This window comes from Variovorax sp. 01T432 (assembly GCF_056398605.1).
Map to the genome: position 1 here is coordinate 44,000 of NZ_JBFTPS010000027.1, position 25,808 is coordinate 69,807.

Annotated in this window: 23 protein-coding genes; 13 read left to right on the top strand and 10 right to left on the bottom strand. The window is 69.6% G+C overall.

Annotation, left to right across the window (positions count from 1 at the left end; genetic code table 11):
* Positions 1–129: 129 nt before the first annotated feature.
* Positions 130–1,239 (bottom strand): helix-turn-helix transcriptional regulator, encoded by a 1,110-nt coding sequence (locus AC1DNF_RS20380; RefSeq protein ID WP_478150431.1) that lies wholly within the window; start codon positions 1,237–1,239, stop codon positions 130–132.
* A gap of 95 nt (positions 1,240–1,334) precedes the next feature.
* Positions 1,335–2,537 (bottom strand): ammonium transporter, encoded by a 1,203-nt coding sequence (locus AC1DNF_RS20385; protein ID WP_478150432.1) that lies wholly within the window; start codon positions 2,535–2,537, stop codon positions 1,335–1,337.
* Positions 2,538–2,826: 289 nt separating this feature from the next.
* On the opposite strand from AC1DNF_RS20385, the gene AC1DNF_RS20390 reads away from it, so the two are divergent.
* From AC1DNF_RS20390 to AC1DNF_RS20400, 3 genes are read left to right on the top strand one after another with little or no spacing between them, the layout of a single operon-like run.
* Positions 2,827–3,669, top strand: coding sequence for an isocitrate lyase/PEP mutase family protein (locus AC1DNF_RS20390; protein WP_478150433.1), 843 nt, complete (start codon positions 2,827–2,829; stop codon positions 3,667–3,669).
* A 24-nt stretch (positions 3,670–3,693) separates the two neighbouring features.
* Entirely contained in the window at positions 3,694–4,938 is a 1,245-nt protein-coding gene (locus tag AC1DNF_RS20395; protein WP_478150434.1) for a GAF domain-containing sensor histidine kinase, read from the top strand.
* 40 nt (positions 4,939–4,978) lie between these two features.
* On the top strand, positions 4,979–5,551 hold the full coding sequence (locus AC1DNF_RS20400; protein ID WP_478150435.1) for a YbhB/YbcL family Raf kinase inhibitor-like protein: 573 nt from the start codon (positions 4,979–4,981) through the stop codon (positions 5,549–5,551).
* A gap of 40 nt (positions 5,552–5,591) precedes the next feature.
* Here AC1DNF_RS20400 and AC1DNF_RS20405 read toward each other — a convergent pair whose 3' ends face one another.
* On the bottom strand, positions 5,592–6,710 hold the full coding sequence (locus AC1DNF_RS20405) for a hypothetical protein (protein ID WP_478150436.1): 1,119 nt from the start codon (positions 6,708–6,710) through the stop codon (positions 5,592–5,594).
* A 118-nt stretch (positions 6,711–6,828) separates the two neighbouring features.
* On the opposite strand from AC1DNF_RS20405, the gene AC1DNF_RS20410 reads away from it, so the two are divergent.
* Positions 6,829–7,356, top strand: coding sequence for a Rieske (2Fe-2S) protein (locus AC1DNF_RS20410; RefSeq protein ID WP_478150437.1), 528 nt, complete (start codon positions 6,829–6,831; stop codon positions 7,354–7,356).
* A gap of 89 nt (positions 7,357–7,445) precedes the next feature.
* A complete protein-coding gene (locus AC1DNF_RS20415) occupies positions 7,446–7,715 on the top strand; it encodes a hypothetical protein (protein WP_478150438.1) in 270 nt (89 codons plus the stop codon).
* Here AC1DNF_RS20415 and AC1DNF_RS20420 read toward each other — a convergent pair.
* Together AC1DNF_RS20420 and AC1DNF_RS20425 are read right to left on the bottom strand one after the other, a co-directional pair.
* Positions 7,705–8,049, bottom strand: a complete 345-nt coding sequence (locus AC1DNF_RS20420; RefSeq protein ID WP_478150439.1) for a helix-turn-helix domain-containing protein — start codon at positions 8,047–8,049, stop codon at positions 7,705–7,707. The genes AC1DNF_RS20415 and AC1DNF_RS20420 overlap by 11 nt on opposite strands.
* Positions 8,050–8,156: 107 nt before the next feature.
* Positions 8,157–9,161, bottom strand: a complete 1,005-nt coding sequence (locus AC1DNF_RS20425; protein WP_478150440.1) for a M14 family metallopeptidase — start codon at positions 9,159–9,161, stop codon at positions 8,157–8,159.
* Between the two features lie 94 nt (positions 9,162–9,255).
* On the opposite strand from AC1DNF_RS20425, the gene AC1DNF_RS20430 reads away from it, so the two are divergent.
* Positions 9,256–9,525 carry a hypothetical protein gene (locus tag AC1DNF_RS20430; protein ID WP_478150441.1) on the top strand — a complete coding sequence of 90 codons (270 nt, stop codon included), beginning with the start codon at positions 9,256–9,258 and terminating at the stop codon, positions 9,523–9,525.
* 11 nt (positions 9,526–9,536) lie between these two features.
* Here the strand turns inward: AC1DNF_RS20430 and rpe are convergent, their stop codons facing one another.
* Complete coding sequence (gene rpe / locus AC1DNF_RS20435) at positions 9,537–10,232, bottom strand: ribulose-phosphate 3-epimerase (protein WP_478150442.1); 696 nt, start codon at positions 10,230–10,232, stop codon at positions 9,537–9,539.
* Positions 10,233–10,287: 55 nt separating this feature from the next.
* Between rpe and apaG the strand changes: the two genes are divergently transcribed.
* The 4 genes from apaG (at position 10,288) to thiL (ending at position 14,165) form a co-directional block, all read left to right on the top strand.
* Positions 10,288–10,683, top strand: a complete 396-nt coding sequence (gene apaG / locus AC1DNF_RS20440) for a Co2+/Mg2+ efflux protein ApaG (RefSeq protein ID WP_478150480.1) — start codon at positions 10,288–10,290, stop codon at positions 10,681–10,683.
* Positions 10,684–10,758: 75 nt separating this feature from the next.
* A complete protein-coding gene (locus AC1DNF_RS20445; protein ID WP_478150443.1) occupies positions 10,759–12,024 on the top strand; it encodes a cation:proton antiporter in 1,266 nt (421 codons plus the stop codon).
* A 59-nt stretch (positions 12,025–12,083) separates the two neighbouring features.
* On the top strand, positions 12,084–13,208 hold the full coding sequence (locus AC1DNF_RS20450) for a YbdK family carboxylate-amine ligase (RefSeq protein ID WP_478150481.1): 1,125 nt from the start codon (positions 12,084–12,086) through the stop codon (positions 13,206–13,208).
* A gap of 6 nt (positions 13,209–13,214) precedes the next feature.
* Positions 13,215–14,165: a thiamine-phosphate kinase gene (gene thiL, locus AC1DNF_RS20455; protein ID WP_478150444.1), complete on the top strand. Its 951-nt coding sequence runs from the start codon at positions 13,215–13,217 to the stop codon at positions 14,163–14,165.
* Between the two features lie 19 nt (positions 14,166–14,184).
* Here the strand turns inward: thiL and AC1DNF_RS20460 are convergent, their stop codons facing one another.
* Both AC1DNF_RS20460 and AC1DNF_RS20465 read right to left on the bottom strand, forming a co-directional pair.
* A complete protein-coding gene (locus tag AC1DNF_RS20460; protein WP_478150445.1) occupies positions 14,185–14,412 on the bottom strand; it encodes a hypothetical protein in 228 nt (75 codons plus the stop codon).
* 60 nt (positions 14,413–14,472) lie between these two features.
* Positions 14,473–15,939, bottom strand: coding sequence for a cytochrome P450 (locus tag AC1DNF_RS20465; RefSeq protein WP_478150446.1), 1,467 nt, complete (start codon positions 15,937–15,939; stop codon positions 14,473–14,475).
* A gap of 282 nt (positions 15,940–16,221) precedes the next feature.
* Between AC1DNF_RS20465 and AC1DNF_RS20470 the strand changes: the two genes are divergently transcribed.
* From AC1DNF_RS20470 to AC1DNF_RS20480, 3 genes are all read left to right on the top strand, one after another.
* On the top strand, positions 16,222–16,470 hold the full coding sequence (locus tag AC1DNF_RS20470; RefSeq protein WP_478150447.1) for a hypothetical protein: 249 nt from the start codon (positions 16,222–16,224) through the stop codon (positions 16,468–16,470).
* A 91-nt stretch (positions 16,471–16,561) separates the two neighbouring features.
* Positions 16,562–17,683, top strand: a complete 1,122-nt coding sequence (locus AC1DNF_RS20475) for a CAP domain-containing protein (protein WP_478150448.1) — start codon at positions 16,562–16,564, stop codon at positions 17,681–17,683.
* A 78-nt stretch (positions 17,684–17,761) separates the two neighbouring features.
* On the top strand, positions 17,762–22,132 hold the full coding sequence (locus AC1DNF_RS20480) for a DEAD/DEAH box helicase (protein WP_478150449.1): 4,371 nt from the start codon (positions 17,762–17,764) through the stop codon (positions 22,130–22,132).
* Positions 22,133–22,179: 47 nt separating this feature from the next.
* Here AC1DNF_RS20480 and AC1DNF_RS20485 read toward each other — a convergent pair whose 3' ends face one another.
* Both AC1DNF_RS20485 and AC1DNF_RS20490 read right to left on the bottom strand, forming a co-directional pair.
* The gene (locus AC1DNF_RS20485) at positions 22,180–24,462 is read right to left on the bottom strand and encodes a di-heme oxidoreductase family protein (RefSeq protein ID WP_478150450.1); all 2,283 of its coding nucleotides are present in this window, start codon (positions 24,460–24,462) and stop codon (positions 22,180–22,182) included.
* A gap of 318 nt (positions 24,463–24,780) precedes the next feature.
* On the bottom strand, positions 24,781–25,785 hold the full coding sequence (locus AC1DNF_RS20490; protein WP_478150451.1) for a Bug family tripartite tricarboxylate transporter substrate binding protein: 1,005 nt from the start codon (positions 25,783–25,785) through the stop codon (positions 24,781–24,783).
* Positions 25,786–25,808: the final 23 nt, after the last annotated feature.

Consider the following 25,808-nt stretch of genomic DNA (forward strand, 5'->3'; position numbering starts at 1 on the left):
CACGGCACGATTCTCAAAGGCGCATCCATGCGTCGTCTTCATCCATCTGGACGAAGGCCGCCACGTCACGCGTGACAAATGTCCCGTTTCAGGGTCGCATGGCCGGCTGTCGGACCCGGCACGGCGAACTCAGCCGGGGAGTGCCTTGAGAAGCCCGACGACCTCGGCCTGTCCGCGCGTGTTCGTCTTCGCGTAGACCGCCCGAAGCTGGGTCCGGACGGTCGACATCGACAACCGAGCTCCGCGGGCGTATTCCTCCGGCGACTTGCCGTCGAGCAAGGCCAGCGCGGCCCCGCACTCCGCCGGCGTCAGGCCGAAGATCTGCGACAGCTGTTGCGACGACAGCGTGCCGGCCTGCCCGCGTCGCCGCGCCGTGACAAGCGCGCGGGCGCGACCCAGCGCGGGCGCCAGCAGGGCTTCCTGGGGAAGGCTCGCCACGCTCACGAAGCAGGCCTGCGGTCCGGATCGCACGCCTGAGACGGGGAGGCTGCTGGCGAGCTTGCTCTCGACGGCTTGCACGATGGCGCGTCGAAGCCGGGACGCATCCGCCGGCGCCGTGGCCCTGAGACGACCGCCCTTGACCACGAGACTGTCGTCGTCCCCCAGCAGCGCCTCCGCGTGGCCGTTGGCAAAGACGATCTTGCCGTTCGCATCGAGGCCGAACACCGCCAGCCCGGTGGAATGCGCCGCCTGACGATCGATCGCCAATGATTCATGCAGGTCGCGCGTGCGCATCCACAGCCTGCATGCGCGGCGCAGATGCGGCATGAGGCGCTGCGTGCGCTTGATCTCCTCATCGGCGAAGGCGCCCCGTTCGCTGGCGCGTACCAGCCCCACCAGGATCCGATCGTCGCCCTCGGTGAGCACCGAACTCGACAGCGTGTGGCGAACGCCCCAGGGCGCCAGGTAGTCCTGGTAGTACTCGCTGCGCGAGATGAAGCTGGCGTCGAAGTGCCGCTGGCAGGCCGATACCTCGCCTTCCGGGCATTCGCTCGCCAGCACGCGCCGTGGGTCGATACGGCCGTAGTACGCGTCATAGAGCCGAATGGGGCCTTCGATGCCCTCCGAGTGCACGTTGAATCGGCTCTGCTGCGACGTGGCATTCCATTGAACGAGATGGAAGAGGTTGGCGCCCGTCCAGGAGGTCAGCTCGCCGAGCGCCCGCCGCCAGGTATCGGGCAGCAAGGCCGCGTCGTACAGGCTTCCGACGATCCGGTCATATTCCTCTTCCGAATTCATGCGCTTTGTCTTCTTGTTGGTGACGTTCGTTCGTCAGCCTGCATGGCGAGCGCAGGCCCCTGGCCCATCTTACTGAACCGGTGTCAGCGCCCCGCCTACCAGTTCGCCTCGCGCTCGGGCGTGGCCGTGATGTGGTGGATCGAGAGATCCGCGCCCTCGTACTCTTCCTCCTGCGAGAGGCGCAGACCCAGCGTCTTCTTGAGCACCCCGTACACCACGGTGCCCGCGACCAGCGCCCAGACGACGCCGATCGCCACGCCGATGAGCTGCGCCAGCACGCTCACGCCGCCGATGCCGCCCAGCGCCTTGCTGCCGAAGATGCCGGCCGCGATCCCGCCCCAGGTGCCGCACAGGCCGTGCAGCGGCCAGACGCCGAGCACGTCGTCGATCTTCCACTTGTTCTGCGTCAGCGTGAACATGACGACGAAGATCGCGCCCGCCACGCCGCCCACCACCAGCGCGCCGATCGGATGCATCAGGTCGGAGCCGGCGCACACGGCCACCAGGCCCGCCAAGGGGCCGTTGTAGACGAAGCCCGGGTCGTTCTTGCCCAGCGCCAGCGCCACCAGCGTGCCGCCGACCATCGCCATCAGCGAGTTGACCGCCACCAGCCCGGAGATCTTGTCGATGCTCTGGGCGCTCATCACGTTGAAGCCGAACCAGCCCACGCACAGCACCCAGGCGCCCAGCGCGAGGAAAGGGATGCTCGAAGGCGGATGCGCACTGAGCGAGCCGTCGCCACGGTAGCGGTTGCGGCGCGCGCCCAGCAGCAGCACGGCCGGCAGCGCCAGCCAGCCGCCCAGCGCATGCACCACCACCGAGCCCGCGAAGTCGTGGAACTCGCTGCCCGTGACCGACGCGATCCACCCCTGGATGCCGAAGGCCTTGTTCCACGCGATGCCTTCGTACAGCGGATAGACGAAGCCGACGATCACCGCCGTCGCGATCAGCTGCGGCCAGAAGCGCGCGCGCTCGGCGATGCCGCCCGAGATGATGGCCGGGATGGCGGCCGCGAAGGTGAGCAGGAAGAAGAACTTCACCAGTTCATAGCCGCTCTTGAGCGCCAGCTGATCGGCACCGACGAAGAAGTGCGTGCCATAGGCCACGCCGTAACCGACCAGGAAATACGCCACGGTCGAGACCGAGAAATCGACCAGGATCTTGACCAGCGCATTGACCTGGTTCTTCTTGCGCACAGTGCCGAGTTCGAGGAACGCGAAGCCCGCGTGCATGGCAAGGACCATGATGGCCCCGAGAAGAATGAACAGCGCATCCGCGCCCTGTCTTAGTGCGTCCATGAGGCCCAACTTGCAGATTTATGTCTTGAAATGGTGCGAATCACCGGATCTACCGGCGAAGGCGTCCTCTGCAAGCAATATTGGTGCCAAATGAGAGCTATCGTGGTGCCTTGTGTTCCACATCAGCGCGTCATGCACCGGAACGGCACAGGGCACTTTGAATGAGGAAAATGCCCGGCAGTGAGGTACAACCGCTCTTGCCGGATTGGGAAGACGGCCCCGATTCCAATCGGCAAGGCGATGAGCGACCGAAGCGCCTTTTCTCTTTCACCCCGTCGAGGAGGACCCCATGACCCGTACCGTCGCCCGAAAGCGCGCCGCCTTCCGCGCCCTCCACGCCCAAGGCTGCTTCGCCCTGCCCAACCCCTGGGACGTGGGCAGCGCGCTCTTCCTGCAAGGCCTGGGCTTCAAGGCGCTGGCGACCACCAGCTCGGGATTCGCGTGGTCACGCGGCGGCTTCGACGGCGCGATGTCGCGAGAGACGGTCCTCGAGCATCTGCGCGAGATCGTCGCCGCCACCGATCTTCCGGTGAACGCGGACTTCGAGAGCGGCTTCGCGGAGGATCCGCAAGGCGTCGCCGAGAGCGTGCGGCTGGCCATCGAGACCGGCGTCGCGGGGCTGTCGATCGAGGATTCGACCGGCGATGCCGCCGACCCGCTGCGCGACATCGGCGCCGCCGTCGCGCGGCTGCGCGCCGCGCGAAAGGCCATCGACGCGGCGGGCGGCGACACGCTGCTCGTCGGGCGGGCGGAGAACTTCCTCGTCGGACGGCCCGACCTCGACGACACCATCGCCAGGCTCAAGGCCTATTCCGAGGCCGGCGCCGACTGCCTCTACGCGCCGGGCATCCGCACGCGCGAGGAGATCGCCGCCGTCGTCGCCGCCGTGGCGCCCAAGCCGGTGAACCTGCTGGTCGGCTCCGTCAGCCACTTCACCCTGCAGGACATCGCCGAACTCGGCGTGCGGCGCGTCAGCGTCGGCGGCGCCCTGGCGCGCGCGGCCTGGGGCGGGTTCTCCCGCGCCGCGCGTTCGCTCGCGGATGGAAGCTTCGATGGCTTCGAAGGGGCCGCGTCGGGCGCGGAGCTCAATGCATTCTTCCGCCAGACTCAAGAGAAGCCGCCCGCGGGTTAGGCGCCTTGCGCAATTCGAGGCATCTTGGAACCGCTCGACAATCCCGCCGATGCCGCCTCGGTGGTTGACAGCCCCGAAGCCATCGCGCATGACGTGGCAGCGATCGGCCGCATGAGCTCGGTGCCCTCGCTGCTCAAGCTCATCTGCCAGAACACCGGCATGGGCTTCGCGGCCGTCGCGCGTGTCACCGAAGGCAATTGGACGGCCTGCGCCGTCGAGGACCGCATCCAGTTCGGCCTCCGGCCCGGCGGGCAGCTCAAGGTGGAAACCACGCTCTGCCGCGAAGCGCGCGCGTTCCGGCGCCCCGTCGTCATCGACCACGCCAGCCAGGACCCGGTCTACCGAGACCACCACACGCCGCGCCTCTACAACATCGAGAGCTACATCTCCGTGCCGATCATCCGCCGCAACGGCGACTATTTCGGGAACCTGTGCGCCATCGATCCGCGGCCGGCCATCGTTTCGGACGCGCGCATCGTGGCCATGTTCACGGCCTTCGCGGAACTGATCGCGCATCAGCTCGAGAATGAGGACCGCCAGGAGCAGGCAGAGACAGCGCTCAAGGGCGAGCGTGCGGCATCCGAATTGCGCGAGCAATTCATCGCCGTGCTCGGGCATGACCTGCGCAACCCGCTGGCCGCCGTCGGCGCCACCGCCGAGCTCCTGTCGCGGCGCACGGATGCGCCCGAACTGGTCAAGCTGGGCGCGCGGCTGCGGTCCAGCACGCGGCGCATGTCCGGGTTGATCGACGACGTGCTCGACCTGGCGCGCGGCCGCCTCGGGTCGGGCATCGGCCTCACGATCCGCGACGCGGACTTCCTGGGTTCGGCCCTGAGGGACGTCGTGGACGAGACGCGCGCCGCCAATCCCCGCCTGGACATCCGCGATGAGATCGACATCGCCGGTTCGGTTCGTTGCGACCAGGGGCGAGTGCAGCAGTTGCTGTCGAACCTGCTGGGCAACGCCGTCACCTACGGCGCGCCCGACCAGCCCATCATCGTCCAGGTGAGGGGCGAAGCCGATGAACTCGTGGTGTCCGTGAGGAACGGCGGCTCGCCCATCCCGCCGGCGGACCTCGACAAGATCTTCCAGCCCTACTGGCGACCCGCGAGCAGCAAGCCCGGCGGCGGCCTGGGCCTGGGCCTGTACATCTGCTCCGAAATCGTGAAGGCTCACCGGGGCAGCCTGACGGTCACTTCATCCACCGACGAGGGCACGACCTTCACGGCCCGTATCCCGGTTGGATGGGACCACGGCGCTGGCGCATGATCACGCCTCGCGCGCTTCCGTCGAATAGAAGGAGAAGGCCATGACCCTGCAATCCACCCTGCGTTCGAGCGCCCTGGTCCTCGCGCTGGCGGCCTGCCTGCCGCTCGCCCACGGCGCCGGCTTCACGCTCGCCAGCCCGACCATCAAGCCCGGCAGCATGCTGACCGAGGCCCAGGTCTTCAACGGCTTCGGCTGCAGCGGCAAGAACGTCTCGCCCGCGCTGAAGTGGAGCGGCGCGCCCAAGGAGACCCGGAGCTTCGCCGTCACCGTGTACGACCCCGACGCGCCCACCGGTTCGGGCTGGTGGCACTGGGTGGTCTACAACATCCCGGCCACGGCCACCGAATTGCCCGAGGGCGCCGGCGTGGCCGAGGGCAAGGGCCTGCCCGCCGGAAGCGCCCAGGCGCGCACCGACTTCGGCACGGCCGCCTTCGGCGGCGCCTGCCCGCCCCCGGGCGACAAGCCGCATCGCTATGTCTTCACCGTCTACGCGCTGAAGACCGACAAGCTCGACGTGCCGGCCGACGGCACCGCGGCGCTGGTCGGCTTCATGATCAACGCCAACAAGCTGGCCGCGGCCACCTTCACCGCCCGGTACGGCCGCGCCAAGTGAGCGCGCGGCTGCGGCGCGCCGCAGCCCGCTGACGCCGGCCTCAGGGCGCCGGCACCGCCGTGCGGTTGGCGGGCACGATCTGCTGCTGGTAGGCGAACACTTCGCGGCTTCGGGGGTCGACACGGACCCGCAGCCAGTTCACGTCGTTGGTGCCGTTGGCCTGGTTGTCGCCGAAAGTCTCGACCCGCGTGAAGTTCTCGAGCCGGCGGCCCAGGCTGTCGAGCAGCGGCTTGTCGATGCGGTGGTAGTGCGAGTCCCCATGCACGTAGGCGACGGGCTTGCGGAAGGCGATGACCTCCTCGCGCAGGGCCACCAGGTAGTCCTGGAAGCCGTCCGGCTGGCCGTCCGTCTGGGCGAGCGTCTTCGGGTCGCGCAGCGGCGCTCGCGTTGCATCGGTCGCATCCCAGCCTGGATTGGCCTGAGAGATGATCATGACCGCGGCCGATTGCCGTGCGGCGGCGAAGCGGAACGACTCCCTCAGCCAGGCGATGTTGGCCAGATTGCGCGCGGCCCACTCCGCCGCGTCGGGCGCCGTGTCGCACAGGTTGTTGCACGAGCCCTGGACATTGAGCGTCACGTAGGTCACGCCGCCGAAGGTCCAGCGGCGATTCTCGACGCAGGGCGTCGGGCCGTTCACGCCCAGGCAGAGCGCGGCGCTCTGTACTTCCTGGCGCATGCGCTGCCGGCCCATCGAATAGGGGGTGCCGAAGAACACCTGGCGTTCATGGTCCAGGCGCTCGCGCGACGAGAAGCCGCCGTTCGCCGGACGATCGCAATCGGTCCAGTCGTTGTCGCCGGGCGTGAGCATGGCGGGGGCCTTCAACGCGTCGAAGAAGCCATGGGCCTGCACATACATGGCGTCGCTGCAGGTCGTCGGCGTGACGGAGCCCGGCGTGCCGCTGCCGGCCTTGAGATCGCCGTCGTGGACGGTGAATGCCAGGTCTTGCCTGTTCATGTCCGCGATCAGGTTCGGCACGCCCTTGAGCGCCTGCTCGTCCGAATAGGGCAGGTCACCCCAGAGGCCGATGAGGTAGGGCGCGTTGCGCCCGTCCCGGCCGTCCCGGTCATCGGTGTCGTGGTCAGCCAATGCCATCGTGGTGACGCTGGAGACAAGGAGCGCGAGAACGGCCGTCAAGAACCGCGTTCTTCTGGTTTTCATGAAACTTCCTTCCGGAGTCTGTGGGGATTTCTTCGAGTCACGGGGGTGACCGGCCCACTTTAGAAGCGGCAGTTGACGGGAATGTGAATCCGGCGGCGCATGGTGCAAGATGGGTCCGATGAGCAAAGCCCGCGCGCTTCTGTGGACCGTCGTGCTGGCCATCTGTGTGGCCGTCGTGTTCCTGTTGACGCGATCGTCCATCGTGGCCACGAACACGCCGGTGGCCTACGTCGACGTTCCGATCGACGAGGTTGCCGCCGGAATCCCGATCTTCTTCACCTGGAACGACGCGCCCTTCGCCCTGGTGCGCACGACGCCGCAGATGCTCGACGACCTTCAGGCGCAGACGCGCAACACCTGGAGCCGGCGGCCGATCCCGCCCGGGCGTCCCGCCTTCTTCGTCTATTCACTGAGGAGTCCGGTGCGCGGTTGCGTCGCCCGGCATGCGCCCAAGGGTGCCTACCGCTATGCGCCCGAGCGCCTGTGGCAGGGGGGGTTCTACGATCCCTGCCACTTCGCGGAGTGGGATTACGCGGGACGCGCCATCAAGCAATACCCGGATCAGAGCGCGTCGATGCGCGTGGCCGATCTCGACTCGCCCGCGTTCGAACTGCGGGATGCGGACACCCTGCGGGTCCATCATTGAGTTCGATGGCCGCGCCTCTGGCCTTGTGGCCTGTTGCCACTCGGGGCGCATGGGTGTAAACCGGGCGCCCATCACACCAGGAGCGAACCATGCCTGCTTTCATGTTGTTCAGACACAGGGTCAAGGACTTCACGAGCTGGAAGGCCGGGTACGACGCCCATCTGCCCAAGCGCGCGGAGGCAGGCCTGACCGAGAAATACCTGCTTCGCGGCGCGGACGATCCCAACGAGGTCGTCGGCCTGTTCGAGGCCCAGGATCTCAGCCGGGCCAAAGCCTTCGCCGCGTCCGCGGACCTGCGAGAGAAGATGCAGGAACTCGGCGTGCTGGACACGCCGGACATCTACTTTCTCAAGAGCTGAGGGGCGCATCGGCGCCCAGCGGCCCGGCTCCCGCACGAGCGGCGCTTCGATCGCCGTCGCTCTTGCCTTCAGGACGAAGGCCGGCCTCCAGCGGGACCAGGAGGTTGGCTGGAAGCGTCTCGAGCCCATTCGCAATGCGGTAGATGCTCTCCAGACTCAGGTTGCGCTCGCCGCGCTCGACCTGCCCCACGAAGCTGGGATCGAGCCCGCACCGCCAGCCGAGCTCCTCCTGCGACACCCGCAGCTGGCGACGCAGCGCCCTCATCCGGGACCCGAAGGCGCTCCGGATCGCGCTGCTCCATGCCGTGTGCTTTTTCGATTGCGCCTTTTTCATCGGGACCGGATGGTCGGGCCTGGGCGCCAATCAGTCCACGGAGTTTGCGTACCAAATTCTTGCGGCGCCTTGAAGGGCCGCCGGCACCAGGGACGCATGGCGCGCCCTCAGGCAGTCTTCACATGCCCCGCCAGATCCCGCTCGCTCGCCACAGCGAAATAGAACCACTCCGTCCCAGGCAGCGCCGTCGCGCTCGGAAACACGATGAAGCCATCGCGTTCCGCATGCACCATGCGCCCGTCCTCGCGCACGCCGATGGGCTCGCCGCGCGCAACGGGGTCGAAGGTCGCCCATTCGCGCACGAACTGGTCCTCCTCGTGCGCGCGATCCGTCACGCTGACGAGCCGCAGCAGGCTCGGCGGCGCGGGCGGCGGCAGGGCCGGGTCCGCTTCGATCATCCCGAGCAGGCGCAGCGCGGCATGGATCGCCCGATGCGCCACATCCGGCGCGGCCGGGTCTTCGTGCTGCCCGCATTCGAGCGTCACGCCGTAGCCCCCCCGGCTGCGCATGTATTCATTGGTGCCCCAGCCGAAGGCCAGCGCCGCGTCGTCGGCCGCCTGGCCGCCTGCGCGCTGCGCCAGCCCCGCCGCGTAGATGTCCAGCCAGCCTTCGACCACGCGCGAGGTGCCCAGGTGCAAGGCAAGCTGGCCTTCCTCGAAGGCGCGCGAAAAGGGCTCCAGCGTGCCGCCGTTGTCGCGCGGCCCGATCATCGCGAAGGCATCGCCCTCGCTCTGGAACGAGTGCAGGTCGAGCAGCACGTCGTGCCGGTCCAGCAGCGGGCACAGCAGGTCGGTGATGCGCGCCTCGTAGTCGGCGGGCTCCTCGCCGGCCGCGGTCGGGCGAAACAGCCGATTGAGATTGCGTTCGCCTTCGCGCCGCCCCAGGCGCCGCGCCAGCGGGTTCGCCACCGGCACCATCGTCAGCTGCCCCCGCAGCAGCTGCAGCGCCCCTGCGTCCAGCTCGGCCACCGCCCGCTCGATGCCGGCGGTCCCGCAGGTCTCGTTGCCGTGCACACCCCCCAGCACGATCAGGCGAGGCCCGGGCTGGAGTGCATGGAAAGCATGAATGCGCAGCGTGTCGCGGAGTATCGTTTTAGGGTGTGGGGCTGTCATCTCGTCGGCCATCCTACAGCGCGGCGCAAGCCGGTCCTACCGCGTTTTCCTCGCCTCGACGCGACAACACGGGATGCACACGAAGGAGCGATCCATGGCCACGAAGTCCCACGGGCACCCCAAACCCGCGCCCTCCCACAAACAGGCGGGCGGCGGCAAGACGAAGGTGCAGCAGGAGGGCGAGCCGGCGCCCCGGCTGCCGCACGAGCACGACCAGTCGTCGGACAGCCAGCAAAGCCAGGGCGGCAACGGCTCGCAGCGCGAGGTGGGCCGCCAGGCGCTCGAAGACGTGGAGCGCGGCGTGGTCGATACCGACCGTGGCCCGGTGGCGGACCAGGTCTACAACGACAGGCTCAAGCCGTGATCAGGTCCTGATCAGGACTTGACCGCGTCGTCGAGCTGCGCGCGCATCGAGGCGATGACGCCGGCGTAGTCGGGCGCATTGAAGATCGCGCTGCCCGCCACGAAGGTGTCCGCCCCCGCGCTGGCGACCCGGGCGATGTTGTCGACCTTGATGCCGCCATCCACCTCCAGGCGGATGTCGCGCCCGGTCTCGTCGATGCGCTTGCGCGCCAGCTCGATCTTGCGCAGCGCGGAATCGATGAAGCTCTGGCCGCCGAAGCCGGGGTTCACGCTCATGATCAGGATCAGGTCGATGTCGTCCATCGCCCAGTCCAGCGCCTCCAGGCCCAGGCCGGGGTTGAACACCAGCCCGGCCTTGCAGCCGGCCGCCTTGATGGCCTGGATGCTGCGGTGCACGTGGGGCGAGGCATCGGGATGGAAGCTGATGTAGTCGGCGCCCGCTTGCGCGAAGGCGGCCGCCAGCGCGTCGACCGGCTGGATCATCAGGTGCACGTCGATCGGCACCGGCCGGCCGTCGGGCGTCTGGGCGTGCGGCTTCAGCGCCTGGCACACCATCGGGCCGAAGGTGAGGTTGGGCACGTAATGGTTGTCCATCACGTCGAAATGGATCCAGTCGGCGCCGGCGGCGATGACGTCGCTCACTTCGGCGCCGAGGCGCGCGAAGTCGGCCGAGAGGATGGAGGGGGCGATGCGGAACGGGCTGCTCATGGGGCGGGATTGTCGCAGGGCCGTGCCGGCGATGGCTTCCGTTACCATCGCGCCGATGTCCAAGCTCCCGATGAACGTGCAGGTCGAACCGCGATTCCTGCCTGACCAGTCTTCCCCGGAAGACCGGATCTACACCTTCGCCTATACGGTGACGGTCACCAACACCGGCAAGGTCGCCGCGCAGTTGATCGCGCGCCACTGGATCATCAACGACGCTTCAGGCCACGCGCAGGAGGTCAAGGGCCTCGGCGTGATCGGCCAGCAGCCGCTGCTCGCGCCGGGGGAATCCTTCCGGTATACAAGCGGCTGCCGGCTCCAGGCGGCAAGCGGTACCATGCACGGCAGCTATTTCTTCGTGGATGAGCGAGGCGAACGCTTCGATGTCCCGGTCCCCCTGTTCGTGCTGGAAGCCGACGCGGGGGACATGCCCTCCCCGCGCGTGCTCCACTGAGAGCGCGCTTCAGGCCGCTTTGGCGCGCTCCCAGGGCGCTCACGGTCGCCCAACGATGTTTGGTTCCGCCTGATGATGTCTTTCTTTTCCAATGACCTGCTGGGCTTCTGGGCCGAGTGGGTCCGGCCCTCGGCGGGCCTGCCCACGGTGCTGTGGTCGCTGTTGCTGGCCACGGCGGCGGCGGCGGGGCACCTGGTGCAGCGCTACCTCGGGCTGCCGAAGGTGGTCGGCTATTCGGTGGTCGGCACCATTGTGGGCTTCGCAGGTTTCGAGGGCGCGATGTGGCCGCTGCAGGGCATCAGCCTGTTCCTGCTGGAGCTGGGCGTGGCGATCGTGCTGTTCGAGGCCGGCGGCCGGCTGCCGCTGCGCTGGTTCCGCCACAACCCGATGGTGCTGCTGCAGAGCATCCTCGAATCGACGCTGACCTATTTCGGCGTGTTCTGGGCACTGCACTGGCTGGGCGTTCCCGATCCGGTGGCCAACCCGGTCGCGCTGATGGCGATCGTCGCCTCGCCGGCCGTGCTCAGCCGCGTGGTCATGGACACGCGCGCCTCCGGGCCGGTGACCGAGCGGGCCATGACGCTGGCGACGCTCAACACCCTCTACGCGCTGTCGCTGGGCTATGCGCAGGCGGGGCTGATCGAGCATGCGCCGCTGGGGCTGCTGCAGAAGCTGTATCCGGTGGCGGTGGTGCTGGGCCTGTCCTTCGTGGTGGGGGCGCTGATGGCGCTGGCGCTGCGCTCGGCCTTGCGGGTGATGAGCCCGACGAGCGAGAACACCTCGATCCTGCTGCTCGCCATCATCGCGGCGGGCGCGGCGCTGGCCGCGCACTTCGGCGGCTCGGCGCCGCTGGCGGCCTTGATCGGCGGGGTGCTGCTGAAGGCGCTCAATCCGAAGCCGTGGGCCTGGCCGCGCCAGCTGGGCACCGCCGCCTCGCTGCTGACCATGCTGATGTTTGTGCTGGTGTCCATCGTCGCCGCGCAGGCGGACTGGAGCCTGCCGGTGGCGAGCGTGGTGCTGGCGGTGATCGGCGTGCGCGCCTTCGCCAAGATCGCGGGCGTCGCCATTGCCAACCCCGGCAGCGGCGCCAGCTGGCGGCAGGCCTTGTGGGTGGGCTGCGCGATGTCGCCGCTGTCGTCCATCGCGCTGCTGATCACCTCCGGCTTCGTGACGGCTTCGCCGCTCCTGGGCACGATGATCACGCAGATCACCCTGCCCGCGATCCTGCTGATGGAAGTGCTGGGCGCCGTGCTTGCGACCATCGCCATCCATGGCGCGGGCGAGAGTTCGACACCCTGGAATCCCGAGGCCTTCAGCACCGTGGAGGAAACGCAGCGATGAGCATCCGCCCGCCCGATCTTCAAGCCGACGGCACGCCGTCGACGCCCGCCAGCCGCGTCGTGCCGCTGGAGCGCTTCAACAAGTCCGTGGCGCTGTCGCTGGGCGTGGAGCTGGAGCTGCAGCTGGTCAACACGCACGACTATGACCTCGCGCCTTACGCCGAGGACATGCTGCGCCTGATGGCGCAGACGCCGCTGCCCGGCAGCGTGGTGCCGGAGATGACCTCGAGCATGATCGAGATCTCCACCGACATCTGCCACTCCGCGCTGGACGTGATCCACCAGCTCACGCCGATCCGCGACGCGCTGGTGAAGAACGCCGACAAGCTCAACATCGCGGTGGTCGGCGGCGGCACGCATGCCTTCCAGCAGTGGCACGAGCGGCGCATCTACGACAAGCCGCGGTTTCGGGAGCTCTCGGAACTCTATGGCTACCTGTCGAAGCAGTTCACCATCTTCGGCCAGCACGTGCACATCGGCTGCCCCGATGCGGATGCGGCGCTGCTGATGCTGCACCGCATGTCGCGCTACATCCCGCACTTCATCGCGCTGTCGGCCTCCTCGCCCTTCGTGCAGGGGCAGGACACGCAGTTCGATTCGGCGCGGCTGAATTCGGTGTTCGCCTTTCCGCTTTCGGGCCGCGCGCCCTTCACGCTGAGCTGGCGCGAGTTCGAGAACTACTTCGAGCGCATGACGCGCACCGGTGTCGTGCGCAGCATGAAGGATTTCTATTGGGACATCCGGCCCAAGCCCGAGTTCGGCACGATCGAGATCCGCGTGTTCGACACGCCGCTGACGGTGGAACGGGCCGCGGCGCTGGCAGGCTACGTGCAGTCGCTGGCGGCGTGGTTCCTGCAGGAGCAGCCCTTCACGCCGACCGAGGACGACTACCTGGTCTACACCTACAACCGCTTCCAGGCCTGCCGCTTCGGACTCGATGCGCTGTACGTGGACCCGGCGAGCGGCGAGCACATGCCGCTGCGCGACCACATCCTGATGACGATGACGCAGCTCGAATGGCACAGCGAGGCGCTCAATGCGACGCAGGCGCTTGCCGAATTGCGCACCAGCGTGGAAGCCAACCGCAACGACGCGCGCTGGCTGCGCGAGAAGTACGCCAGGGAGCGCCTGCTGGCCGAGGTGGTGCGGCAGGCCGCCTTGCGTTTCCGCACTTCGGCGGTCTAGGACGATATGGGCGAATTCGATCTGATCGCGCGCTATTTCACGCGGCCCGCGAAGCGCTCGCCGCTGGGCGTGGGCGACGACTGCGCGCTGCTGGCACCGGCGGCGGGCATGCAGCTGGCGGTGTCCTCGGACATGCTGGTGGAGGGGCGGCATTTCCTCTCGACGGTCGATCCGGCGCGGCTCGGCCACAAGGCGCTGGCGGTCAACCTCAGCGATCTCGCGGCCTGCGGCGCGAAACCGCTGGCCTTCACGCTGGCGCTGGCCCTGCCGGCCGTCGAAGAGCCCTGGCTCGAAGGCTTCTCGCGCGGGCTCTTCGCGCTGGCCGATGCGCATGCGTGCGAGCTGGTCGGCGGCGACACCACGCGCGGGCCGCTCAACATCTGCATCACGGTCTTCGGCGAGGTGCCCGCGGGCGCCGCGCTGCTGCGCTCGGGCGCCAGGGTGGGCGACGATGTCTGGGTCAGCGGCACGCTGGGCGATGCGCGGCTGGCGCTCGAAGTCTTTCGCGGCACGATGTCGCTGCCGGCCGAGGCCTTCACGCTGGCGCGCGCGCGCATGGAGCAGCCCACGCCGCGTGTCGCGCTGGGGCTGGCCTTGCGCGGCATCGCGTCGGCCGCGATCGACATCAGCGACGGGCTGGCGGGCGATCTCGGGCACGTGCTGCGCGCGAGCGGCGTGGGCGCGCGCATCGACGCGGATGCGGCGGCAAGCCGGGTCGCGACGACCGGGCTCGGCCTGGAGGCGCGGCGCGCCTGCGCGCTCGCGGGCGGGGACGACTACGAACTGGCCTTCACCGCGCCTGTCGCGCTGCGCGAGGCCGTCGAGCAGGCCGGCCGCGCCAGCGCGACGCCGGTGACGCGCATCGGCCGCATCGAGGCCGAGGCGGGGCTGCGGCTGGTCGACGCGCAGGGCGCGCCGGTGATGCAGCGATTCGCATCGTTCGACCACTTCGCCTAGGCGTTGCGGGCCGCCGCCTTCAGGGCGAGCGGTGCAGGCGCGGCGCGGAAAGCAAGGCGATGTTGTCCGAGATCGCCGCGTCCACGTCCCGCCAGCGCCCGGCCAGCCCCGCCGCCGCCAGCGCGGCCTGCAATGCCTTGAGACTCTTCGCGTCCGGCGCGACCTTGATCTGCGCGATCGCCGCCGTGGTGTTGCCGGCCTTGAGCACGACCAGCACCTTGCCTACCCATTCATTTGCGCGCGCCATGTTGTTCATCCCTCTGCGTTGAGGGGGCCAATGTACACACCTCGCCGCGGGCGGGTCTCTTCAAACCAAGGCCGGCTCCAGCCGCTCGGCGAGCGTCATGCGCAGCCCGATCGGGCCCATCGTCACGGCCATGTACTCGTCGGGCTCGCCGCCCTCCACGGTCGATACGCTTTCGATGTCGAACTGGCTCAGCAGCACGGCCATGGCCATCTTGATCTCCAGCAGCGCAAGGTAGCGCCCCGGACAGATGCGCGGCCCCGCGCCGAAGGGGATGGCGACGCGCTTGGCGGAGTCGCGCCCCTGCGTGGTCCCCGCGAGCCAGCGCTGCGGCTCGAAGGCCTTGGCGTCGGGGAAGAACTGCGCCTGCATGGTCGCGTGCCTGAACACGCACCACACCATGGTCCCGGCCTTGACCCGGACGTCGCCAACCGTCGTGTCGCGCACCGCTTCGTTGAGCATCATGGGCACCACGGGCTTCAGGCGCATGGCCTCGCTGACGCAGGCGTCCACGTAGTCGAGCGAGGCGAGCGTCTCGGGGGTGATCGAGGCGATATCGGGCACCAGCCGGCGCACCTCTTCACGGCATCGTTCCATGGCGCTCGGGTTCTGCTGCAGCAGCCACAGGAGCCAGCCCAGGGTGTTGGCGGTGGTGTCTTCTCCCGCCAGCAGCATGGTCCAGACGTTGCCGGCGATCTCGCGGTCGCCACCCGCGCCCTGCTGGGTGTCGCTCGCGACGATCATGGCTTCCAGCAGGTTCGACGGCCGCTCGCGCAGGGCCGGGTCGGCCGCCATCCGCTCCCGCGCGGTGGCGATGAAGCCTCGCACGGCCTCGTCGACGGCCGCGACGCTGCGGGCCACGCGCCGGTCCGAAGGCAGGCTGAAGTAGCGCCAGTAGGGGAAGGGCGCCAGCAGCCGCCTGAACAGCACGGGCAGGACCTTGTCGAGGTGGTTCTGCAGGATCTCGCCGTCGCTCTCCAGGGTGTTCATGTCCGTTCCGAAGGCCAGGCCCGCCACCGCGTCGACGGTGTAGCGCATCAGGTCGGCGCGCAGGTCGATCGGCGCCCGGGACGCGGCCGCGCCGCGCCAGCGGCGCGCCAGCCTGTTGGCGACCTTCAACAGCGTCGGGAAATAGGCCTTGACGTGCGCCGGGTCGAAAGCCGACATGACCATGCGGCGTTGCCGCTGCCATGCCTCGCCGTTGGAGACGAACAGGCCGGGCTCCAGCCCCATCTCGCGCGTCATCTGCTCCATGCGCACGCTGCGCCGGAAGCCGTCGGGCCGGTCCCGCAGCACCGACAGGATGACGTCGGGGTCGCTAATGCCCAGGAAGCGGCGGCGGCCGAGCCGGAAGTGGAAGAAAGGGCCGTACCGCTGCGCCCATTGCTCGACATCCCGGTGCGCGCTGCGGCCGTGCAGCTGGTGGATGTTGCCGATGAGGGGCAGGCGCCGGGGGCCGGGAAGCTCGTCCAGCCGCCGCGTGGCAACTGCCGCGCCCATGGCGTTTTCGGCCTGTGTCACATCGCCCATGATGCTCTCCGGTGTGGCTTTTTCATGGCCGATTACACGACTGCGGCCGGTTCAGCGTCAACGCGATCCCGCCGCGTCCTCGACCCTCTAGGCCATCGCGTCCGCGGGATGTATGCTCGCCCTCCCGACACGCGAAGCGCCGGTTACATGATGACAACTCATGTAAACCAAAGTGTGCATTTAGCCCTTGGCTAAAGCGGGAAATGTAAGCACAATTGCTTACATGATGTACCCCAACAGATCGACGACGCTCACGGGCAAGCGCCGCAGGCTCGTGGCGCGATGATGGACGAGGAAGACGAGCTGCTCCGTCTGGCCCGGCTCAGCGTCGACGACCTGAGCGACATCGCCCTGCAATGGCGCCTTCGCGCCCTGCGGGGCGACCCGACCACCACCGCGATCGCCGAAGCCCTGGAATCCGTGGTTCGCCAGCGGCGCGCCGACATCCTGGCGCGAGCCCGCGTGCTGGCCGCGAAGAACGCCCTGGCATCCTTCCGAAAGGCCGCGGTCTGGGCGGTGTCGCGCCGATAGGGGCGGCGAGCGCACACCCATGCATACTTCCTACGTACATCCGAGCCCGGCGCCGACGGCATCCGGTTCGGCCTCGTGGCCCAGTCGCCCGATGACAAGACAGCCCCGCCAATGGCCGCGCCATTTTTCCCTCGCCGCGCTCGCGGCGTTCAGCGTTTCGGCACTCGTGGCCTGCGGCGGAGGCGGCGGCTCCTCGGGTGCATCCGCGCCGGTCGCAGACAGCCCCTCGGGCCCGGCCCTCGGCTCGACGAACACGGTCAAGACACCGCAGTCGCCCACCGTTCCGACCGACGAGGCGGGGCCCGCATTCGTGCCTTCCACGCTCGTGACGACCGTGGCGCCCGCAAGCTACGCGCCGGCCGGCGAATCGAGCCAGGCTTATGCCCTGCTCAACGCCGAGCGCGCGCGCTGCGGCTTCGGCCTGCTTCGCCAGAGCACGGCGCTCGATGCCGCCGCCCGGGCCCACGCCAACTGGTTGATCGTGAACAACCAGATGACCCATGACGAGACGGCCGGAACGCCCGGCTTCACCGGCGCCACACCCCTGGACCGCACCGTCGCGGCGGGCTACCACCCCGGAGTGGTGAGCGATGAGATTTCGGGGCTCTATGGCTCGGGTTCGACGATGGGCACGGGCGTTTTCGGCGTGCGCGCCCTGCTGGCCCTGCCCTACCACCAGCTCGGCATGCTGGCGGGCCACCGCGACATCGGGCTTTCCATGCGCGGCAGCGACCAGCTCGGCACGACCCAGACCCTGGGCCCGCGCACCGTCCAGCAGTTCGACCTGGGCTCGGAAGCGAGCGACGAACGCCAGGAGCCTGCCAGCGACCAGGTGCTGACCTATCCCTGCAACGGCACCACGGAGGTCTTCTACGAGACGACCAACGAAACGCCCAATCCCGTGCCGGGCCGCGACCTGCGCGCCAGCCCGCTCGGCCCGAGCGTCCTGGTGGCGGTGCGCACCGGGCAGACGCTCGCGATCAGCTCGGTGACGATGAAGACGAAGTACGRCAACACGCCGGTCACGCTGCGCCCCACGATGACCCGGGACAACGACCCGAACGCCGAGCTGCAGGCCAACCAGGCGCTGATCATCCCGGACGGACCGCTCATCTGGAGCACCGACTACGTGGTCAGGATCACCGGCACCAACGACGGGGCGCCGTTCACACGGACCATCGGCTTCGCCACCGGCACCGGCGCGGCGCGCTGAGCGCGGCCGCGGCCCTCCGGCGGTCGCCTTGACATCGGGGAGGCCGGCCTGATCTGATGAGGCAACGTCTTCCAGCCCGTGCCTCTCCAGGATTTCCACCCCGCCGTCGCCCAGTGGTTTCGCGACACCTTTGCCGGACCCACCGAGGCCCAGGTCGCCGCATGGCCCGCCATCGCCGCGGGCCGGAACACGCTGGTCGCCGCGCCCACCGGTTCCGGCAAGACGCTCACGGCCTTCATGGCCGCGCTGGACGGCCTGGTGCGCCAGGGCCTGCGGCCGGAAGGCCTGCCTGACGAGACGATCGTCGTCTACGTGTCGCCGCTGAAGGCGCTCTCCAATGACATCCGCCTGAACCTGGAAGCCCCGTTGGCGGGCATTCGCGCCGAACTGGCGAAGCTCGGGCTGCCGGACGTGGACATCCGCGGCGCCGTGCGCACCGGCGACACCCTGCCCAAGGAACGGCAGCAAAGCCTGCGCAAGCCGCCGCACATCATCGTGACCACGCCGGAGTCGCTCTACGTGCTGCTGGGGTCGGCGTCGGGCCGCAAGATGCTGTCGACGGTGCGCACGGTCATCGTCGACGAGATCCATGCCGTCGCCGCCAGCAAGCGCGGCAGCCACCTGTCGCTCTCGCTCGAGCGGCTGCAGTCGATCTGCGCGAAGCGGCTGACGCGGATCGGCGTGTCCGCGACGCAGAAGCCGATCGACGAGATCGCGCGCTTCCTGGTGGGCGCCGGCGCGCCGGGCGAGGCGGCGCCGGATTGCGAGATCGTCGACATCGGCTATGCCAAGCAGCGAGACCTCGCGCTCGAACTTCCCCCCACGCCGCTGAGCGTGGTGATGTCCACCGACCAGTGGGAGCAGGTCTACGCCCGGCTCGCCGCGCTGGTGCACGCACACCGCACGACGCTGGTCTTCGTCAACACCCGACGCATGGCCGAGCGGGCGGCGCGGCATCTCGGCGAGCTGCTGGGCAAGGAAGCCGTCGCGGCCCACCACGGCAGCCTGGCGAAGGAGACGCGCCTGGACGCCGAGCAGCGCCTCAAGCGCGGCGAGCTGAAGGTGCTGGTGGCCACTGCCTCGCTGGAGCTGGGCCTGGACATCGGCGATGTCGACCTGGTCTGCCAGCTCGGCTCGCCCCGGTCCATCGCCACCTTCCTGCAGCGCGCGGGTCGCGCGGGCCACGCGGTGGGCGGCATCCCGAAGGCACGCCTCTTCCCGCAGTCGCGCGACGAGCTGGTCGAGTGCGCGGCCCTGCTGGACTGCGTGCGGCGCGGCGAGCTCGACGCGCTGCACGTGCTGCCCGCGCCGCTGGACGTGCTGGCGCAGCAGATCGTGGCCGAGACCGCGTGCCGCGAATGGGACGAGGACGAACTGTTCACGCTGGTGCGGCGCGCCTGGCCCTATGCCCACCTCAAGCGCGAGGACTTCAACGCCGTCGTGCGGATGCTGTCGGAGGGCTTCACGACCCGCCATGGGCAGCGCGCGAGCTATGTGCACCGCGACGCCGTGCACCACCGCCTGCGCGAGCGCAAGGGCGCGCGCCTGACGGCCCTGACCTCGGGCGGCACCATTCCCGAGACCGGCGACTACACCGTGATCCTGGAGCCGCAGGCCCACAAGATCGGCACGGTGAACGAGGACTTCGCGGTCGAGAGCCTGGCGGGCGATGTCTTCCAGCTCGGCAACACCAGCTACCGCATCCTGCGCATCGAACCGGGCCGCGTGCGCGTGGAGGACGCGCACGGCGCCGCGCCCAACATCCCCTTCTGGCTGGGAGAAGCACCGGGGCGCAGCGACGAGCTGTCCTTCGGCGTCTCGCGGCTGCGCGAGGACATCGGCCAGCGCATCGCGGCCCAGGGCAAGGATGCCGCGGCGGACTGGCTCATGCGCACCCTCGGCCTGGACGCCGAGGCCGCGCGCCAGATCGTCGACTACCTCGGCCGCGCGGCCCTCGCGCTGGGCGCATTGCCGACCCAGCGGCGCATCGTGATGGAGCGCTTCTTCGATGCCTCCGGCGGCATGCAGCTGGTCATCCATTCGCCCTTCGGCAGCCGCCTCAACCGCGCCTGGGGGCTGGCGCTGCGCAAGCGCTTCAGCAGGAAGTTCAACTTCGAGCTGCAGGCCGCCGCGACCGAGGATGCGATCGTGCTGTCGCTGTCGACCAGCCACAGCTTTCCGCTGGAGGAGGTCGCGCGCTACCTGCATTCGGCCACCGCGCTGGATGTGCTGGTGCAGGCCCTGCTGGATGCGCCGCTGTTCGGCGTGCGCTGGCGCTGGAACGCGACCACCTCGCTGGCCTTGCCGCGCTTCCAGGGCGGGCGCAAGGTGGCGCCGCAGCTGCAGCGCATGAAGTCCGAGGACCTGCTGGCCTCGGTGTTTCCGGACCAGGTCGCCTGCGCCGAGAACCTGGCGGGCGAGCGCGAAATTCCCGACCACCCGCTGGTGGCGCAGACGCTCCAGGACTGCCTCCATGACGCCATGGACGCGCAGGGCTGGCTGGCGCTGCTGCGCGGCCTGGAGACCGGCGAGGTGGAGGTGCTGGCCCGCGACCTCGCCGCGCCCTCGCCGCTGGCGGCGGAGGTCTTGAACGCCAAGCCCTACGCCTTCCTCGACGACGCGCCCCTCGAAGAGCGCCGCACGCAGGCGGTCCAGAACCGCCGCTATGCGGACCCGGAGAGCGCCGACGACCTGGGCCGCCTGGACGCGGATGCGATCGCGAGCGTGCGGCAGGAGGCCTGGCCGCGCGCGCGCAACCCGGACGAGATGCACGAGGCCCTGAATGGGCTCGGCCTCGTGACCGCCGAAGAGGCCGCGCGCGACGCGGACTGGAAGACCTGGCTGGCGGCGCTGGCGCAGTCCGGCCGCGCGACGCGGCTCGCGGTCACGGCCGCGGGCGCCGCCGAAGCGGGCCTGTGGGTGGCGGCCGAGCGGCTGTCGCAGGCGCGCCTGCTGTATCCCGATGCCGCGCTGCGTCCCGTCATCGAAGCGCCGGCGGAATACGCGCAGGCGCTGGGCGGGCGCGAAGAGGCGCTGCGCGAAGTGCTGCGTTCGCGCATGTCGGGCCTCGGCCCGACGCCGGCCGCCGCGCTCGCTTCGCAGCTTCGATTGCCGCTGGCCGAGGTCGAGGCCGCGCTCCTGGCCCTGCAGGCCGAAGGCTACGTCCTGCAGGGCCGGTTCACGCCCGGCGCCGATGCCGCGGAGGCCGTCGAATGGTGCGAGCGGCACCTGCTCGCGCGCATCCATCGCTACACCCTCAAGCGCCTGCGCCGGGAGATCGAGCCGGTCGAGCCGCGCGACTTCGCGCGCTTTCTCTTCGACTGGCAGCATGTCAGCGCCGCCACCCGGGTCAGCGGGCCGGAGGCCCTGGCCGGCGTGCTGGCGCAGCTGGAAGGCTACGAGGCGCCGGCGGGCATCTGGGAGGCCGAGCTCCTGCCGGCCCGGGTCAACGACTACGCGCCCTCCTGGCTCGACGACCTGTGCACCGCCGGGCGCACGCTGTGGACGCGCCTGCGTCCGGTGGCCGTCGATGCGCGCACGGGCGGCGGCAGCCTCTCGCTGCGGGCCACGCCCATCCTCCTGCTGCCGCGCCGCGCCGCGGCGCTGTGGACCCGCCTCGCGCCCGCGCCCGCCGACGACGAAGGCCTGAGCTCCCGCGCGCAGCGCGTCGCCAGCCATCTCGCCGCGCACGGCGCATCCTTCTTCGACGAGATGGTCGAGGGCACGCACCTCCTGCGCGCCGAGCTCGAAGACGCGCTGAGCGAACTGGTGGTGCGCGGCCGCGCGCATTGCGACAGCTATGCGGGGCTGCGCGCCCTGCTGGTGCCGCCTTCCAAGCGTTCGGGCACGGGCGGCTCGCGCCATCGGCGGCGCATCGCGCTCTTCGGCATCGAGGATGCCGGGCGCTGGTCGCTGATCCGGCAGCCCGCGCGGGAGGGCGGCGAGGTGCCGCGCGCCCTGGCGACCGAATCCGTCGAGCAGGTCGCCCGCATCCTGCTGCGCCGCTATGGCGTGGTCTGCTGGCGCATGCTGGAGCGCGAGGCCTCCTGGCTGCCGCCCTGGCGCGATCTGGTGCGGGCCTACCACCGTCTGGAAGCGCGCGGCGAGATCCGCGGGGGCCGCTTCATCGCGGGCCTCTCGGGCGAGCAGTTCGCATTGCCCGAGGCCATCGGGCTCATACGCCAGGTCCGGCGCCGGCCCGCCGACGAGAGCCTGATCTGCCTGGCCGCGACCGACCCGGCCAACCTGCTGGGCACGGTGCTGCCCGGCCCCAAGGTGGCACGCGTGGCGGGCTCGCGCGTGCTCTACCGCGACGGCCTGCCCATCGCCACCCGCGTCTCGGACCAGGTCGAGTCGCTGGTGCCCCTGGGCCCGGGTGAGCTGCAGGCGGCGAGCCGCGCGCTGGCGCTGGAACCGCCGCCGCGCCTCATGAGCCTACTGCCGGGCTGACCCGCCCTCTGCGCCGGGGTTCGGAGGCCGACCCGCGCCGGCGCGCCTCACAAGGAGCCGAGAAAGGCCATCAGCGCATCGCGATCGGCCTTGGGCATGTTCTCGAAGCTGGTGCGGCTCGCATCGGCCTCGCCCGCATGCCAGAGGATCGCTTCCTGCAAGGTGCGCGCGCGGCCGTCGTGCAGGTAGCGCACGTTCGCCACGCCGCCCTGCACATAGGGCAGCGAGCCGATGCCCCACAGCGGCGCGGTGCGCCACATGTCGCCGCTCGCCTTGCCCTCGGCGATGCCGTCGGCGAGGCCCGGGCCCATGGCATGCAGCAGCAGGTCCGTGTAAGGGTGGATGGTCTGGTCGCGCAGCTCGGCGAAGGGATGGGTGCTGCCCGTCTTCATCTGCGCCACGTGGCAGGCGACGCAGCGTGCCTGCGCGAAGAGCGCGCCGCCGCGCTCGATCTGCTGCGGGTTCACGTCATGCTCCGGCGACACGCGCGCATCGGCCGGGAAGCCGCTGCGCAGGCTGCGCTGCGCCGGCACGCCCACCAGCGAGAGGTATTGCGCGACCTTCTGCAATTCGGCCTCCGGCAGCGAGACGCTCGCGCTGCCGGCGGCGGCGCGGCAGTCGGCGGCGCCCTGCTGGCAGCTGCGCGACGGGAAGATGGACGAGGTCACGCCCATGTCGTCCATGAACGCGTCGGCCGCCTGCTGGCGCAGGCTCGCCTTGGCGGCCTTCCAGCCGAAGCGGCCGACGCGGTTCACGCCGGTCTCCGGATCGCGAACGATGTTCGCCACGCCGCGGATGCCGTCGCCGTCGCGGTCGCCCGGGTCGGCCAGCGCCAGGATGCTTTCCTCGGGGATCGCTTCGAGCAGCCCCATGCCGATCACCTGCGGCGCCTGGCGCGCGGAGAAGTTCGCGGGGGCCGGCCCCTTGAAGGCGTAGACCGGCCTGGCCAGCTCCACCTTCTCGCCATCGGGCAGCGTGCGCACGCTGAGGTCCAGGCTCTTGACGGAGACGCCGAAGTCGCTCGCGTTGGGGTCTGTCGCGCGCTGCAGGATGGTCAGCCCGTAGTTCGCGTCGGGCGTGCGGCGGCCGTCGGCCGAGGATGAGCCGGTGAGGAAGGACATGGTGTCCAGCCGCGTGCCGATCGGCACGGCCGTGCTGCGCCCGTTCGAGGCGTGGCAGGCGATGCACTGCGGCTGGTTGAACCTCGGCCCGAGCTGGCCGATGTGCTCGGTGAAGACCGGGTTGTCGTCCGGGTGCTCCGAGTGCTTGCCGTCGGCGAAGGAGGTATGGAACAGCCGGCGGCCCTGCACGAAGCGCTTGACGTCGCCGATGCCGATGTTGTTGACCATCTGCTGGAAGCCGCGCATCGGCTCTTCCGAGTAGTTGTACGAGACGCTGGCCAGCCCGCCGAGCAGGGTGGCGTCGGGCAGCACGTCGGAGTCGAGGTTGGGCACCACGCCGTACCAGGGCCGCAGGCCCACGCCGACCACGTAGAGCTGCTCGAAGGAGTAGTAGCGGCTGCCGCCGCCGTCGATCAGGGCCTTGCCGCCGGCGTCGCGCGTCAGGCGTGGCGCGGGGGCGAGCTCGATGCGGTCGCCGATCTTCAGGGGGCTGTGCGGGTCGGTGCGCCAGTTCGAGTCGACCACCATCATGCAGTCTTCCTTCGGCTGGCCCGCGTGGCACAGGGGATTGCCGCCCTCCTTCGGGTTGTTGAAGCCGTAGTTGAGCGACCAGCCGTAGTCCCGGACGGTCGGGTCGAGGATGTTGCGGAACAGGCTGAAGGTGGTGCCGTCGAAATCGCCGTCGTTGACGCGCAGGTAGATCTCGATCTTGCCGCCGCCGGCGGGGACGTGGTCATGGATCTCCAGGCCGAAGCTGCGGTTCTGGAAATAGAAGGTCGGGAAGGTGAAGTAGCGGCCCGGGCCCACGTCGGGGTCGGTCCACGGCTCGCCGCGCTCGCGGGCGTGGCGTTCGGTGGGGCGCATGCCCATCAGGGTCACGAGGGTGCCGTCGGCCTCCTTGTACTGGGTCTGCTCGACCAGTTGGGTGCCGGGCGGGAACAGCGGCGTGTAGCCGTCCTTCGCGGGGTCGGTGCCCGCCGAGCCCAGCGCGGCGGGCGCGGAGCCGCCGCCGCCCGCGCCACCGCCGCACGAGGCCAGCGCGAATGCGGTGAGCGCGGCGAGCGCCAGGCAACCGGCGAGCCTGCCCGCCCGGGCGTGCAAGCCCCGGGCGTTCCTGTTTGGATTCTTCATGTTCTTGATTTCCAGCTTGTTGTTGGTCTTGTTCGGTCCATGGACCGCCCAGACCGCCCGCACTGGACGGGCAGCCATGGCCGTGGCAGGTCAGCAAGTCACATACCGACCGCGCGCCATGGACCTTGGCTGCCAAAAGTGACATTTCCCGCACACTTTTCTGACCAACTTTGTAACAAGAGTCCAAAGAAAGGTGAAAAGTTTGTCAGGAGCCGCATCGATCCCGACGGGATGACGGCTGGCGATCCCTGGCCCCGCGCGTGCCAGGTCAGAAGACCGGATGAGGGAGAAGCCGTGGCGCGGAGTGGCCAGCCTGTGCTTCTTGATCAAGCGCGTGATGGCTGCGGCCAGTGCGGCCGGCTGAATATCGAGCGCGACCAGCGCTTCTTCCTGAGATCAGTCCGCCTCGATCCCGGTCGCCTTCACCACTTCCGTCCACCGCGCCGTATCGGCCTTCACCATGTCCCCCAGCTGCTGCGGCGTCATGTAGTCGGCCGTCGCGCCCAGCTCCTGGGCCTTCTGCTTGAACGCGGGCGTCGACACGATCTTCGCGATGTCGGCGCTGAGCTTGTCGACGATCGGCTTGGGCGTCTTCGCCGGCGCGAAGACGGCGAACCAGGACGTCGCGTCGAGCTTGGGCAGGCCGGCCTCGGCCGTGGTGGGCACATCGGGCAGGCTCGGCAGGCGCGTCTTGCCCGTGGTCGCCAGCACGCGCAGCTTGCCCGACTGGATGTGCGCCACGAAAGGCGGCGCCGTGCCGAAGGTGATGTCGACCACGCCGCTCAGCAGATCCTGCAGCGCGGGGCCGGTGCCCTTGTAGGGAATGTGCGTGAGCTTGATGCCGGCCTGCTGCTCCAGCATCGCGCCCGTGGCGTGCTGCAGCGAGCCATTGCCCGAGGACGCGTAGTTGAGCTTGCCCGGATGCGCCTTCGCATAGGCCACCAGCTCGGCCATGCTCTTGATGGGCAGGTCGGCGCGGATCACGACGATCTGCGGCGCCGAGAGAACGTTGGCCACCGGCGTCAGGTCCTTCGCCTCCCATTGCGACGCCTGCTTGCTCACCAGCGGCGTGATGACGTGGTAGCCCGAGTACTGCATCAGCAGCGTGTAGCCGTCGGGCTCCGCGCGCTTGACGGCCACCGCCGCGATGACGCCGTTGGCGCCACCGCGGTTGTCCACCGCGAAGGTCTGGCCGAGCGCGGCGCCCAGCGGCACGCCCAGCATGCGCGCCGCGATGTCCGTCGTGCCGCCGGCGGCCGTGGGCACCAGCATCAGCACCGGATGGTTCGGATAATTGCCCGCGGACGGCTGCGCGTGGATGGCGCCCGCGAGCGACAGCAGGGCCGCGCCGACGGCCGCCGCGCTCCATGACCGGCGGGAGAGTGTGGGGTGGGGGTTCATTGAAGAGTCTCCTTGGTTTGAAT